General features: G+C 39.2%; 10 protein-coding genes. 1 reads left to right on the top strand and 9 read right to left on the bottom strand.

What is annotated here, in order from left to right; all coding sequences use genetic code 11:
• Positions 1–256: 256 nt before the first annotated feature.
• From QA584_RS23460 to QA584_RS23470, 3 genes are all read right to left on the bottom strand, one after another.
• On the bottom strand, positions 257–1,768 hold the full coding sequence (locus QA584_RS23460) for a L,D-transpeptidase family protein (RefSeq protein WP_278271531.1): 1,512 nt from the start codon (positions 1,766–1,768) through the stop codon (positions 257–259).
• A 414-nt stretch (positions 1,769–2,182) separates the two neighbouring features.
• A complete protein-coding gene (locus tag QA584_RS23465; RefSeq protein WP_278271532.1) occupies positions 2,183–4,030 on the bottom strand; it encodes a sialate O-acetylesterase in 1,848 nt (615 codons plus the stop codon).
• Positions 4,031–4,291: 261 nt separating this feature from the next.
• Positions 4,292–6,286, bottom strand: a complete 1,995-nt coding sequence (locus QA584_RS23470; protein ID WP_278271533.1) for a glycoside hydrolase family 20 zincin-like fold domain-containing protein — start codon at positions 6,284–6,286, stop codon at positions 4,292–4,294.
• 152 nt (positions 6,287–6,438) lie between these two features.
• On the opposite strand from QA584_RS23470, the gene QA584_RS23475 reads away from it, so the two are divergent.
• Entirely contained in the window at positions 6,439–7,317 is an 879-nt protein-coding gene (locus QA584_RS23475) for an AraC family transcriptional regulator (RefSeq protein ID WP_278271534.1), read from the top strand.
• Between the two features lie 156 nt (positions 7,318–7,473).
• Here QA584_RS23475 and QA584_RS23480 read toward each other — a convergent pair whose 3' ends face one another.
• The 6 genes from QA584_RS23480 to QA584_RS23505 form a co-directional block, all read right to left on the bottom strand.
• Positions 7,474–8,193 (bottom strand): GntR family transcriptional regulator, encoded by a 720-nt coding sequence (locus tag QA584_RS23480; protein WP_278271535.1) that lies wholly within the window; start codon positions 8,191–8,193, stop codon positions 7,474–7,476.
• Between the two features lie 403 nt (positions 8,194–8,596).
• On the bottom strand, positions 8,597–9,679 hold the full coding sequence (locus QA584_RS23485) for a mannonate dehydratase (RefSeq protein ID WP_278271536.1): 1,083 nt from the start codon (positions 9,677–9,679) through the stop codon (positions 8,597–8,599).
• 242 nt (positions 9,680–9,921) lie between these two features.
• The gene (locus QA584_RS23490) at positions 9,922–11,643 is read right to left on the bottom strand and encodes an extracellular solute-binding protein (RefSeq protein ID WP_278271537.1); all 1,722 of its coding nucleotides are present in this window, start codon (positions 11,641–11,643) and stop codon (positions 9,922–9,924) included.
• A gap of 78 nt (positions 11,644–11,721) precedes the next feature.
• Positions 11,722–12,591, bottom strand: a complete 870-nt coding sequence (locus QA584_RS23495; RefSeq protein ID WP_278271538.1) for a carbohydrate ABC transporter permease — start codon at positions 12,589–12,591, stop codon at positions 11,722–11,724.
• Positions 12,592–12,775: 184 nt separating this feature from the next.
• Entirely contained in the window at positions 12,776–13,726 is a 951-nt protein-coding gene (locus QA584_RS23500; protein WP_278271539.1) for an ABC transporter permease, read from the bottom strand.
• A 458-nt stretch (positions 13,727–14,184) separates the two neighbouring features.
• A complete protein-coding gene (locus tag QA584_RS23505) occupies positions 14,185–14,610 on the bottom strand; it encodes a DMT family transporter (protein ID WP_278271540.1) in 426 nt (141 codons plus the stop codon).
• Between the last annotated feature and the right edge of the window lie 44 nt (positions 14,611–14,654).

A 14,654-nucleotide genomic window follows, 5' to 3' on the forward strand; every position in this document is an offset into this window, starting at 1 on the left:
TAACATTTTCTATATTCTACCATTAGACAAAATCAAAAACAATTATAATTCTCTGACATCTATATGATGAATTCCTTAAGTTTTTTTTGTTCCGGGCAGGACCTGTAATCCGAAAAAAGTCCCGGAAACAAACATAGTATCATTTATTTCCGGGGCATTCATTCATTTATTGGATATATTATGTGTTTTAAATGCATGGTATGAGATAAAAGACTTATCTTCCAGGGGTTTCATTTTCCGTCGTATTTGCTGTGGCTTAGTCCTGGGTGTTCGTATCTTTATTCTTGTCTTTATCTTTATCCTTCTCTTTGCCATAATTTTCGGTTCCCGGCAGTTCATAGACTACAACCGCTACTCCCCGTTTGATATTTTCAAACATTAACTTGGCTTTCGCCGGGGGCATATTAATGCAGCCATGTGAGCCGCTTGTCAGGTAAATATTCTTACCAAATTCACTCCGCCAGGGGGCATCATGAAAACCGATATTGCCGTTAAAAGGCATCCAGTATTTAACGGGCGTGGAATAGTCTTCTCCGTTTAAGGTAGCATCATTTTCTTTATACTGAACCGGATATGTTCCAACCGGGGTACCCCAATTCTTTGATAAATTTCCCGATACAAAATCTGTCTCAAGGACAAGATTTCCTTCCTTATAGAAAAACAAATGCTGGGCAGTTAAGTTTACTTCCACATAGGTTGTTCCGACATCATCCTTACCGTACTGCTGGGCAGTCTGATAATAAGAGGGTTCTTTCACCTGCTGGCTCCCATTTTGTATTAGTTCCGTAAGTTCTTTTACTTCCTGACCTCTATTTAGCCACCAGCCATAATCTCCGCCTTTAACCTGTATTTCGTCTCCGTAAGAAGTTTTAAAGGTACGTACCCTGCCAAAAGAATTATAGTTCTTTCCTATGTAATCCACATATTCTTTGATACCATCCGGGTTAAGTTCTACTTTGTAATCCTTTCCCAGGGTAAGCCACTTACTAATTTGGTTTCCATCTAAAACTTCGGTAACATCGCCGAATTGATAGGTTATTTTTGCTCCTGCTATTTTATTCATTTCTTCTAATGCCTGTAATAATTTTTTATTCCCTGAAGTAACCTTTGCTTCTTCATAAACGCCTGCTTTCTCTAAATTAAGAGTGGGTTCCAGGGAGGTAACCGCTTGTTTTACTGCCTCTGCCAACTTATCCTTATTTACTTTGGCTCCCGGATTTTCAGGGACTATGGTAAACCCATTCTCGCCATATTCGGATATATGGGCATCTACCGGTTCTAAAACATTGGCTTCTTTAAAACAATTCAGCTTATCCAGTAATTTATCCAATGAAAACTCATCATATTCTATCATGGTATCAATTTCTAATTCATGGGATTTCATAAAGGATACCGGCCAGGCAAATCCGCTTTGTTTTTTTAACAGGTCTTTCATGCTTGCGTCATAAACCATATGTAAACCTATATTCTCACCTTTTATGGTATCCTTAACATCATTTCTCTCTTCTAAGGTAAGGACATAAGAATTAGCCTGGGAGTTTATCGCCTCTTCTAGCTGTTTTGCAGTCTTGTTGGAGGCATTTACTCCGTTAATGACCGTATTATTATAAAAATGTGTGCTATAATAAAAGGTAAAGAAAAAATACAGAACTATAAATGGCAGTAACAGCCCTAATCCAATATAGGGAAGGACTTTTTCGCTACTAGCCTTTTTGCTTCTGCTTTTCCGATTAGCCGCAATATTTTTAGTCATATTATTATTTGCCATTTTGCACCTTCTTTATTTCTTTCTTTTTAATTAATATGTTGCATGTATGTATTGTAACATAAAAAGATGATATTTTTTAGGCAAATTAATTAAGTTTTTTTTAAATCATTATTACAACGATTGATTTTTTAGGGTTTTTGCTTCCAATATTTCCATATTATGTATATTTTTGATTATTACTTACATTTTGTGGTTGGGTAATTATACGTTCACTTCCCAGTTTGCTTGTAGATACTTAATAAAATCAGCGGCATTTTACTTTATTAAGAAAAGCATAGATTAGGATCTGTTTCTTAAGTGCTTAAGAAACAGATCCTAATCCAATTTTCCAGCTAAGGATTTTAGTTGATTTTAGGTTTTTTCACCGGTGTCCTCTGGCAGCTGCTTCCTTCGTTTGGCTGTAGATGACTTCTTTTAAGCTACGATTAAGCGAAAGCCAGGTGCCGGGAGACCAGAGTCATTGTAAAAGTTAATGTTACGGGGATTATCACTCCAGGCATATCTTATGGCTGTAGGCTTTGATTCTTCTTTATAGGTTACTGTTACGTATTTCCCTTTTCTAAGAGCCGTGGCTGGATGGTAGGCTCCATTCTGGTCTGCAAGTTCAAAATTATTCAGTTCATATTCTTTTTCTGTCTCTTCCAGATATTCAAAGGTGATTTTTATGCCGTTTTTTAGGACCTTTACTTCCTTCGGAAGGGGACCCATGGGTACGACGGGGTCTTTATATATCAGATGGGCTGCTGCTCTGGCAAGACGTATGCCAAGTTCTTTTTTGTTTTGGGGATGGAGGTCATTTTCTTCTCCGATATCAAGAGCCGTGACCAGAGCAGTATCCTTTAATGCCAGACTTTGTCGTTGCTGCTCCCGCAGTTCTGCCCATCCGGTATCCTCAAGAGTATTAAGCGGCTCTCTGTAATTAGCCAGTTGAACAGAGATAAAGGGTAATTCCCTGCCTGCTGCTCTCCGCCAGTCGGTAACCATGGCGGTATATTTTTCACAATAGTCTTTTGGGGCATTGGTATTGCTTTCACCCTGATACCAAAGAACACCTTTTGCTTCTATCCTTGAAAGAGGTGCGACTACCGTATTGTAAAAGCATATTGGTAAAAGAGGCGGAAACAATGCCGATGGTCTTACGGTTTCGGCCTTTTTGCCAATTCTGTAATACCACTCTCCCGTAAGGTTAATTTTCTGCCCGTTATAGTAAAGGTGATAGGGTTTGTCTTTTATTGTTCCCCCGTTGCCGTTGTTAATCAGAATCCGAAGAGTAATCTGGTTACTGCCCTTTTTAAGTATACCTTTTTTAATGTCATACTTTCTTGGCGGATACCGGTATTCGGTCCTTCCGACTAATTCCCCGTTAATCCACAGCATGTCGGCGTCTATAATGCTGCCCATATAAATATAGGAATCCTCTCCCTCCGGTTCAAAATCCAGAAAAACTTCCCGGCATAAATACACCGAGCCTGTAAAGGAGGTATTATAATCTGAAACCAGGGATGGTACTTTGCAAATGTCCCATTCTTTATAATTCTCCGTATCCGATCGTTTGAATTCTGATTCTTCAAGCGCATATACCCAATCATCTGCTGCTTTCTGCTGGTCTGCCAGAAATGCCTTGAAAACCTCAGGGTTTTTAAATCCTTCAATGGTTTTCTCATAGTCCCCAAATCCTGAAAGGGTCGAGGCTTTCATCCAGGCTTCTACTTTAGAACCTCCCACTGCACTAAGAATCAGTCCCACCGGCACCTGATACTTTTCTTTGATTTCTTTTGCAAAGAAGAAACCGGCAGCACTGAATTCCATTAAATCCTCCATCACCGCTTTTTTCCACTGTCCTTCATACATATATTTTTCGGGTGATGAAAAGTTATAGGTCGGTGGAAGGTGATACTGCCTGATATCAGGCTCCGAAGTATTTAAAATCTCTTCTCCCGATACATCTAACACCCTTCTGACCGGCAGTTCCATGTTGGACTGTCCGCTTAATATGTATACATCACCAAACATGATATCCTGTATTGTGATTTCACCGCTGCCCACTACTGTTATACTATAGGGTCCTCCCGCTGCCACTGGGGGCAGTTCTATACAAAAATCAGAATTATCCGCTACCAAAGCGGTAAACTTGGTATCCATAAAGTAAACCGTAACTGTATCTGCTATTGTCTCCGTACCGTAGATATGATTTACGGTGTCTCGCTGCAAAATCATCCCGTCAGATAATATAGGGGATAGTGTCAGTCCATTTTCCTTCATCTCATGTCCTCCCTAAATATAGATTTATAATTTTTATAAAAATATTATTTTATCGAAGCAAAATGCTTTTATTTTATTATCGAATGAATATAACATAACTCATTTTTGTACTCTTTAACATTACATAGCACCTCGTCTAGCATATGATCCCCATAATATCAGCCCTGTTTTATGCGTTAGGACAAATGACAGAAACGAAATATTAAGTTAAATAGCTGGCAGTAAATGAATTAAATTTTATGAAGAGCAGTACTTTACTTGCTAATATAAGGGCCTTCCATATTGGTCCGGAATCAGGGTTTTTCTATAAAAGTAAGAATTAATTACATCCCGCCATTCTGCTGCATGGTCCTTTTGATGAACTAACCGCTCAAGAGTCCTTTGGTAAGTTTCTTTTTCCAGCAAAGCCTCTAACTCTTTCCACATTTGAAGGAATTGCTCCGCCTCCATAGCGCCTTCAAAGTGGGTATCATAAATATGCTGTAACACAGTTTTGCCGGAGGATAAGACATAATCATAGTCTATATGATGGAAGAAAAGCAGTAATTCCTCTGGACAGGTCTTTCTATCGGCATACAGGTCTGCTAGTGGTGCATTATACTGGCTGCAGTATCCGGTTCCTTTTTCCGTTCTGTCCACGCCGATTCCCTTGTGGTCGGCTTTATGATAAGTCCCCCATCTGTCATACTCATAACCGTCAACATCTGGTCCGTAATGGGTTGCCGGTTTAACCATCCAACCGATACCAAGAGGTGAGGTATATTTTTCGTAAGCAGGCCAGGACATCATCAGTATTTTAAGTATAACTTCTATAACCTTTTTCTTCTGACCAAAAGTCTGTATAATCCATTCTTTCCCGATTTCCTCAGCAGTGAGTTCCGTATCAAAAGCAAGCCTGCCAAAGCCGTACAGATTCGCCCCTGCCAGATCATGACCGGTCCAGTTTATATCATTGCCGGTATTGGCAACCGCAGCCATACCGCAGTTCTTATTATGATAGGTCCTGCCAGCTACAAGATCAGCTACGGTATCCCCTGTCTCTTTGCAGTAAGTATGAAAAGCCAAAATTTCTTTAAACCAGGGAATCAGATAGCAGACATGACACTGCTGCCCTGTGTATTCCTGTGCAATCTGCACTTCCAATATCATATTAGTCTTTTTAAGTCCGCCAAAAAGTGGTGATACAGGCTCCCGTACCTGAAAGTCCATGGGTCCGTTCTTAATCTGCAAAATAACATTATCAGCAAATCTACCGTCTAACGGCATAAAATTATCATATCCGGATCTTGCCCGGTCCGTTTTGTTATCTCTCCAATCCTGCTTGCAGTTGTACACAAAACAACGCCATATTACCAGACCGCCATAAGGTTTCACCGCCTCCGAAAGCATATTGGCTCCATCGGCATGGGTTCTTCCATACGTAAAGGGTCCCGGTCTTCCTTCTGAATCGGCTTTTACCAAAAATCCGCCAAAATTTGGGATATTCCGAAATACTTCCTCGGCTTTTGCTTTCCACCAGGACTTCACCTTTTCCTCACAGGGATCTGCAGTAGTTAAGTTATCCAGTTCCATGGGAGCAGAAAAGTTAATACTTAAAAAGAGCTTCACTCCATAAGCTGCAAACAACTCAGCCATTGAACGCAGTTTATCATAATATTTATCTGAAATAAGTTTCGTTGCATTCCCCCTTACATTAACATTATTGATTACTGTTCCATTAATGCCAAGGGATCCCATAAGCCTTGCATACTCTCTTGTACGTTCATTTAAGAGCAGTTTATTATCTTTAAAGAAGAAAGATTTTCCCGAGTAACCTCGTTCAATATCGCCCTCCATATTATCCCAATGATTTATCAGACGCAAAGGATTTGATGGTTCCTTTTCCTCCGTATAACTAAAGGTATTAAAGTCTGTTACATTCTGAATCTGAAGGGTTCTTAACAGGGCAAAGGTCCCGTACAAAAGACCTGTATCCGAAACCGCGGAAATAACGCACCTTCCGTTGTAACAGTTAATCCGGTAACCTTCTTTGTTAAGCCCTGCCTTCTTATCTATTTTTAAATAAATAATAGTATCTTTCTTCACTTCTTTTTCACTGGTTATTACCTTTCTTCCATACAACCGTTTAAAGGCAAGTATTATTTCATCTGTCATACTTTTCGCCAGATTCCCCTTAGCATTACAAACCAGTAATACCTCGGATTGATTTGTCTTTGAAAGGCTCCGATACTCAAGCCAGCATTTTGTATACTTCATACTATCTCCATTCTCCAAGTCAATGCATATTAACTATATTTTTAAGAGGAAACTGTTTACATTTCACGAAAAACATACTATAATATACATAAATTTAATAGTCTATTTGTATTTTTGTCTAATAACTCCGATTTTTAAAGCGAGGTATCTGCATGATTAAAACATTAAACGGAATCAAGGAAACCGTAGATTTCCCGATTAATTCAACCATACGTGTATATGATAATGTTCAGGAAGATGATTACCCCCTTCATTGGCATACCTCTCTTGAAATCATTATGCCCATTGATAATATCTATACTGTTTATTGCGGTGAAGATGTTTATGTTCTTAACGAAGGGGATATTATCTTTATCAGTCCGGGAGTACTGCACCGTCTCACCTCACCGGATTCCGGCAGACGTTATATTATCATCGCTGACCTGTCCCAATTGGATTCCATGAATGAATTTAAGTCCCTGGCAGCACTTTTGTATCCCGTTGTTCATGTGACCTCCGGTAATTCCTCTAAAATTCATGAACGGCTCCAGCGCTTGATTCATGGCATCGCTTTCGAATATGAAAGTGAAGCTCTTTACCATGATACGATCATATACTCCAAACTGATATCCATATACTCGATTATCGGAAGGAACTATGCACTGGCTAAAATTCCCCAACAGGAAAGCTCCTTAAAGCAAATCGAGAATTCCCAGATCTTTCTTTCCATATGTAATTACATCAATGAGCATTTTCATGAAAATATAACCCTGGAACAGGTTGCTGCTAAAGCAGGCTTTAGTAAGTTTTATTTTTCCAGGATCTTTAAGCAATATGCAGATATCTCCTTTTATCAGTATCTGAACCGGAAACGAATCATGCATGCCGCTTCTTTACTTATGGAACCGGATATCACCGTTTCCGAGGTAGCCAGGCGGAGCGGATTCGAAAGTATCTCTGCGTTTATCCGCATGTTTAAAATCCACAAAGGCTGTACCCCTTCTGAATTTAAGGAAATGGAGGCTTACGGCAGAAACAATCCCTGTACATAATCGATTGGCTCCAAACCACATTTTTTCCCATTTTCCTCATAATTAAAAAAGGTAACGGATATACATTCATATCGTGTACCTTTTTATTTTCTATTTTATGTCCGGTGGCAAACCCTTCGTCTGCTTAGCAGCACTTTAAGGATAATTATCCTTAAATCAAAGAGACGAAAGAATAGTGGGAACTCCTGTCTTTTCCTTCTCGGTATTAAAATATTCCGGATAATTCTCCATAATCTCACTCTGATCCAGCTTATACCTGGACAGATGTTTAATGATGAAGTCACCGGCCAGTTTTTTATCATTTATACGGATTGCATTTAAAATTGCCTTATGATCTGATACAATTTTAATATCTTTTACAGAATATAAACTTAAGGTCCGTATCCGGTCAAAATGCCCCAGCATCCCCTCCATAAGGTCATAGATACGTTCTTTATTGCAAAGTACAAATAAGGATTTGTGGAATTCATTATCCAGTTCCATCATTTTCTCCGGCGTAAGGTTATCCAGATAAAATTCCTGCAGTTTAATATTCTTCTCCAATTCAAGAAGTTTTTCCTCCGTAATTGAGCCGCACAATTCTTCCACCACTGCTTTCTCCAAAACCCTTCGCAAAAATACTGTTTCTTCAACAATATCAAAGTCAATATGAGAGACTACACTGCCTCTCTGGGGATATACTTCAATCAGATTAATTTTCTGAAGTTCCTGGAGTGCTTCACGTACCGGAGTCCTGCTCATACCCAATTCCCTGGCCAGTTCATTATCACTTACATTACTTCCGGGTTTTAATTTCAAAGCTATAATATTATTGCGTATCTGCCTTAATGCGTACTCTCTTGCGCTTTCATTTAACAACCGTTTTGTAATCTCCATTTTGTTCACTCCTCAGCCTGATTTGTAGTATATTGCTGACACTGCCCTTACCAATCTCATCCTATCGCTTCTCTCGCTTAAATTCTGCTAAGCATTATAATTTATAAGAGTTATGCCCTTGTAACCTAAACTATATTTTCAATATTACAGCCCCTAGTCTGCTTTGTAAATAACCAATCGGTGTGAAATAATGGTTTTTGCTCATTTTTGCTTCTTCCATTTGAAATTTTTCCTTTTAAGCTTACTACTTCATCACAATTTTGTTCCTTTAAACTTACTTTAATTACGATTTTAAAACATTAAAAACATTTTGATTTTACAACTTAAAGTTACTTTTATTTCTTTTTCAACTTTAATCTACTGTTTATTCGATTTGAAACTACTAAACTTACTGTTTCATAATTTACTCTTTGTAATTGCGGGCTTTATCAACCGCTTCCCACAGACCGGAAAGATATGTAGTACCTAAGGCCCTGTCGTAAAGACCGTATCCGGGTCTGGCTTGTTCGCCCCATATCATACGTCCGTGGTCGGAACGGATATAGCCGTCAAATCCATTATCCTGAAACGCCTTAACGATTTGATACATATCTAAATCACCACACGCACTTAAATGTGCCGATTCGGTAAATACTTTCTCATTCCTATGTTTTATATTTCTTATATGTGCAAAATGTATGCGTCCTTGGGCTGCAAATTCACTGATCATTGCAGGTATATCATTATTTAGATCGGCTCCAAGTGATCCGGTGCAGAAAGTTAATCCGTTATATGGACTTTGATTTAAACTTAAAAACTTTCTGATGTTCTGTGCATTATTAATTGTTTTGGGTAAGCCATAGATTGAAAACGGAGGGTCATCCGGATGAATCGCCATCTTCACATCAAATTCCTGTGCACAGGGTATGATTATATCCAAAAAATATTTCATATTCTCCCAGTACTGCTCTTCTGACATATTCTGATAGTATTCAATATCTGCAGACATTGCCCTTAGCCGGTCTGGTTCCCAGCCAGGGAGGTAATAGCCCTTTGAGCCGCTAAGCATTTTTTCTGCAATCATGGAAGGATTCATTCTAAGAATTTCCTCATGATCATATGCCATAGCCGTACTGCCGTCCTCCAAGGGATAAGAAAGATCACTCCTGGCCCAATCCATAACGGGCATAAAGTTATAGCATAAGCATTTTACTCCTATCTTTGACAAATTCTCTATGGTCTTGCAATAGTTATTTAAGTATTTATCCCTGGAAGCCAATCCTTTTTTTATATCTTCATGGATATTGACACTTTCAATTACTTCAAGTAAAAGACCGGCTGCCTGAACCTCATCCCGCAGTGCCTTAAGTCTCTCAAGAGGCCATACTTCCCCAACCGGAATATCCGATAGCATCGTAGCCACTCCGGAAACACCAGGAATCTGTCGGATCTGTTCCAGGGTTACACTGTCATCCCCGCCGGAAAACCAGCGTAATATCATTTTCATAAGGTCATTCTCCTTAATAACTTAATTTACTTTTTGGTAATTGCGAAACTCTACTATTGTATCTATATACCAAGCAATTAATACAATTTCAGAGCTGAATCTTGCCCAGAGGGCAACTGAAGCTATGAAATTCGTATTAATTGTAGGGTATATTCAGAAAACTAAATAGTTTCGCAATTACCAAATAATTTACTTATAAAAAGAGGGGGCTCGTGATTAGACGAGCCCTCCTGTTACAGTTATTATTGTTCTGGAAGACTGGTGGAATCTCCGAAGTATTTTTCCCATGCTGCTTTACGTTCATCCATAATAGCCTGCCCGCCAGAGCTTAGATAATCCTTAAGCCCGGAATCAAATACCTCATCAAACTTATCGGCCGCAGCAACTACAGCCTGATCGTACAATGCGTTACGTTTGTCTGTAAGGGAAGTTCCTACACCCTGTTCAGAAGTAATTTTACCGACATTAGTATTTCTACCGACACGAGGATCTGTCATGGATGCGGCATAAGCCTTCTCAATATAACGTTGATCAACACCGGCATAACCAAGTGCGATTGATTTAACTGTCTTATCCTTATCGCCAAGATCAAGACCATTACAGGTAATGGTATAATCAAGGTTATTAACCGAGTTCATGATTTTTTCACCGGTTGCTGCAATTAATTTTATAGAACCGTCTGCTTGTGTTTCATGGGTAACACCTTCGTCACCGATTTGAAGGAACTGACGGTTTTCAGGTTTGCTGATCCAGTCCAGATACATAAGGGATGCAACTGGTTCATCGTTGGTAGCAGGTAAGAAGATTTTACGGTCAATAGGACCTGGAAGGTATTTCTTATATAATCCTGCATCATTGGGAAAGCTGCTGATAGCAATATATCCGGAGTCTGGTCCAACTAACCTTTGTAAATTGCTCTGAATACTGTCTTCGCCGTTGCGGTAAGGATAATCCCAGTTATGTATGAAGGCACCCACATATCCTGCTTTCATCAAGTTATCTTCTGTGGTATCACCGGCTGGATAAAGAGCAAAATCTTTCCATACCAGTCCTTCGTTGTACCACTTATTCAGAGTTCTGATAGCTTCTTTGGTGCCAGGCTGTAAGAGTTTTCTATCATCAAAGCCATTCACATAATAATCTTTATCAGTTATGGAATCCGGTATAAAGCTTGAAATCAGGTCGTCGGAACGCCAGCCCACGTCAAAGCTTATGGAGAACGGAATCATCTTGTCGGCATCAGCGCCAAGAAGTGTAGAAGCATTCTCTTTAAAAGCAACTAACATAGCTTCAAACTCTTCTTTGGTTTTCGGTTCGGCAATATTTAACTTTTTGAGCCAATCCTCACGAACGAAGGTATTAATACGGTTATTAACCAGTAATTTTGCCTCCAGTGCCCATATAGAACCGGTATCCGGATTCTTATCCCAGTAAATATTGGTGGTACCTAACAGTTCCCATAAATTGGGCAGCAAAGCCTTATTATCTTCTACTAAGGTGTTTAAATCTGTTACACCACCCATATCAGCGTAAGTCTGAATGGTAGGATAATCATAGGTAACGCATACGTCAGGTGCATTATCGGATGCAAGGAGATTGTTAAGCTGTTCCACTTCTGTCCAGCGTGGAACGGGTACAAAGGTAACTTCTACATTGTGATCTCTTAACATACCTTCTTTAATGTAATTCGCATAGTAGTTATCTTCCGGTTTGGAACCGCCGTCATTGGCACGGTCATATACTTCCACCGTAATCTGTCTTGTCTTCACAAATTTTCCGTCTACAATTTCAGCATTGCTGTCTGCCGCAGCCGTATCAGCCGAAGTACTGTCTTTTGTGGCATCGGATACTGCCGTTGTCGTCTGCTGTTCTGCATTGCTGTTTGTTTCCTTGCTCTTACCACATGCCGTAAAAGTTCCGATTACCATGCAGAAAACAAGCAGGATTGAAATAATTTTTCTCATCCTTTTTCCTCCTAAAAATTATTTATTATATAATTAATATGTGACATATTACGTCCGTAAAGAAGTGAAACAGCACTGTTATTCCTTAACCGCACCTAAGGTTGCGCCTGTTATAAAATACTTTTGCAGCCAGGGATAAACCACGAGAATTGGTACTGTGGCAAACATAACGGTGGCAGCCTTTAAGGATTCTGAGAGCCCCGGGCTTGAAAAACCCTCCTTGGTAGAAACTTCAACGCTCATAACATTGTTAAGAATGTTGTATAACAGCACCTGAATCGGATAAAAACGCCGGTCATTCATAAACATCAGGGCATCGGAGAAACCGTTCCAGCGTCCCACGGCATAGAACAGGGCAATGGTAGCAATCGCCGGTGTGGAAAGGGGCAGGTAGATTTTAATAAGTATCTGAATATAGCCTGCTCCGTCTATCTCCGCAGATTCCCGTAGACTATCGGGTATCCCATATAGAAAACTTCGCATAATTATCATATTGAATACACTTAAACAGCCTGGAATAATAAGTACCGAAGGTTTATTGATCATATCCAGATCTTTAAGCAACAGATATAAAGGAATTGTACCTGCATTAAAATACATAGTAAGAATGATGATGGTATTGAAAAAACGACGTCCTTTTAGTTTGTCAAATATTAGCGGATAGGCACAAATCGTTGTCATAAACAGTGACAAAATGGTGCAGATAATAGTAAGGATTGCCGTCCACCCAATAGACCAAATGTACTTGGCATCACTTAATACTGTCTTATAGGCATCAAAATTCAAACCCACCGGCCAAAGTATAACTTTATTGCGGATTAGTGCGTCGGTAGAACTTAACGAACGGGCCAATACGTAAAGAAGCGGCAGTAAACAAACTAAAATAATCAAACAGCAGATGAAAGCAACAACCAAGTCACCAATTTTAGTAGCTTTCGATTTTATCATATTTTACCCCCTTTGCATATCGCAAGCAGACTTGCGATACTGCCACATATGAAGGTTGAAAGAATCTTTATGTGGCGTCTTTTGGATTCTTATATTTTCTTTCAACACTTAACCCATTGCATATCGCAGGCTTCCTTGCGATACTGCTTTATATAAAAATAGGTTGGAAACATCTAACTCCAGCTTACCAGATTCCACGTTCACCAAACTTCTTAGCTATTCCGTTGGCTGCCAGTAAGAAAATTACGCAGACAATGGATTGGAATAGTCCTACTGCCGTTGTCAGGGAAAATTGAAGTCCGCGTACACCATTGGTATAAACAAAAGTAGATATAACGTTTGAAACACCCTTAACCAGGTTATTCCCTAATGCATAGGGTCGGTCGAATTCACTTCCCATAATTTTTCCAAGGCTTAAGATAAGAAGTACAACAATAGTGGAACGGATTCCGGGTAAGGTAATATGCCACATTTTCTTAAAGCGGTTTGCTCCGTCAACCGAGGCTGCTTCATAAAGCTCTGGGTTTATGCTGGTAATTGATGCAAGATAGATAATCGTGTTCCAGCCCACACTTTGCCAGATTCCTAAAAATATGTAAGTTCCTACCCAGTGTGCAGGGTCATTAAGAAATTGAACCGGAGCCAGCCCCATATGAGTAAGTGCCAAATTAATCAAACCGTTCGTAGGAGCAAAAAGCTGCAATGCCAAACCGGAGATAATAATCCAGGATAGGAAGTGGGGCAGATAAACAACTGTCTGGGTAACCCGTTTGAACCGTCGGAACGTTAATTCATTAAGTAGTAAGGCCAATATGATAGGTGCCGGAAAACCAATCACCAGATCCAATAAATTTAACAAAAGTGTATTCCTCAGCGCATAGAGAAAGTCTCTGTTGGAAAAGGCCTGGATGAAATATTGGAACCCATGATTTGCCGCCAATTTCATATCCCAGACGCTTTCGACTATACTGTATTTCTTGAAAGCTATCATGATATACGCCATAGGAGTATAACGGAAAACCAGGAAATATATAATTGGAAGAGTCAGTAAAAGGTAAAGGGTCCAATAGCGTCTGATATAATTTCGGGTTCGCCTGATTGTTGAGACCGGCTGTTTCGTCTTAGAAATTTTCATTTCTGCACCTCTTTCTTAGTTAATAAATATTTATGCCAATACTTCTACATAAACAGGCAAAAGCCAACTGAATTACAGGAATTATTCGCATTTTTTCATCTCGCAACAAATATATTAGTATATTAATATAATAAACTACATCTCAAATTAATCAATAACTCTGTCCGTTCACAGCAATTATTAGTAATAAAATGACAATTATTAGTAATATCATGAAAAATGACCTTCTGAACGCTTATCTCCAATGCCAAATTTCTGACTGGATAGATACCTGACTGGATAGATTTCTTCCTAATAAAAATCATAAAAATGCGAAAAAGGCTCCATATAAACTTATCTATATGAAACCTTTTTATAGAGATTCTTATACCCTTTAGTTACTAACTCAAACTTCGCAAATGCACACTGTTTGACGAGCATAGCGAGGAGTTTGTGGTTTTAGACCTTGCTTTAACCATTTATTCCTGAAGAAAAATAACTGCTCCTGCCAAAAACATAATCATTCCCATCATTTTCTTAAAACTGATCTCGGCATTATTGACCAGTGCATCAATTAAGAGACCGCTTACGAGCTGGCCTGCCAGTATGAGAATTAATGTACTTGAAATTCCAAGCCTGGGAATGGATTTAGAGGACAGGTAAATGATAAACGCTCCAAAAAACCCTCCAATCAACCAGATTGGATTAACAGAAGTAACCTTCGCATATCTTGGAAGATTGCCTAAAAATAAATTAATAAAGAACATAAATGTCAGACCTACAATTAAGCTGTGGAGAGTAGCAATACTTGGTGTTAAATATTTTCCAAGCTGCGAATTAATACTTGCTTCTATCGTAGTAAATATTCCTGCCAATATAGCAAGGAGCATAGCAAACAGATTCATAAAAAATCCCCCTTGTACCTATAATCATAGATATGAAGGGGAGG

Source organism: Anaerocolumna sp. AGMB13025 (assembly GCF_029689925.1).
GTDB lineage: Bacteria > Bacillota > Clostridia > Lachnospirales > Lachnospiraceae > Anaerocolumna.

What these genes read in the sequence shown, in the direction of transcription:
- QA584_RS23460 (WP_278271531.1), bottom strand. Translation starts at nt 1,768, where the DNA reads ATGGCAAATAATAATATGACTAAAAATATTGCGGCTAATCGGAAAAGC.
- QA584_RS23465 (WP_278271532.1), bottom strand. Translation starts at nt 4,030, where the DNA reads ATGAAGGAAAATGGACTGACACTATCCCCTATATTATCTGACGGGATG.
- QA584_RS23470 (WP_278271533.1), bottom strand. Translation starts at nt 6,286, where the DNA reads ATGAAGTATACAAAATGCTGGCTTGAGTATCGGAGCCTTTCAAAGACA.
- QA584_RS23475 (WP_278271534.1), top strand. Translation starts at nt 6,439, where the DNA reads ATGATTAAAACATTAAACGGAATCAAGGAAACCGTAGATTTCCCGATT.
- QA584_RS23480 (WP_278271535.1), bottom strand. Translation starts at nt 8,193, where the DNA reads ATGGAGATTACAAAACGGTTGTTAAATGAAAGCGCAAGAGAGTACGCA.
- QA584_RS23485 (WP_278271536.1), bottom strand. Translation starts at nt 9,679, where the DNA reads ATGAAAATGATATTACGCTGGTTTTCCGGCGGGGATGACAGTGTAACC.
- QA584_RS23490 (WP_278271537.1), bottom strand. Translation starts at nt 11,643, where the DNA reads ATGAGAAAAATTATTTCAATCCTGCTTGTTTTCTGCATGGTAATCGGA.
- QA584_RS23495 (WP_278271538.1), bottom strand. Translation starts at nt 12,591, where the DNA reads ATGATAAAATCGAAAGCTACTAAAATTGGTGACTTGGTTGTTGCTTTC.
- QA584_RS23500 (WP_278271539.1), bottom strand. Translation starts at nt 13,726, where the DNA reads ATGAAAATTTCTAAGACGAAACAGCCGGTCTCAACAATCAGGCGAACC.
- QA584_RS23505 (WP_278271540.1), bottom strand. Translation starts at nt 14,610, where the DNA reads ATGAATCTGTTTGCTATGCTCCTTGCTATATTGGCAGGAATATTTACT.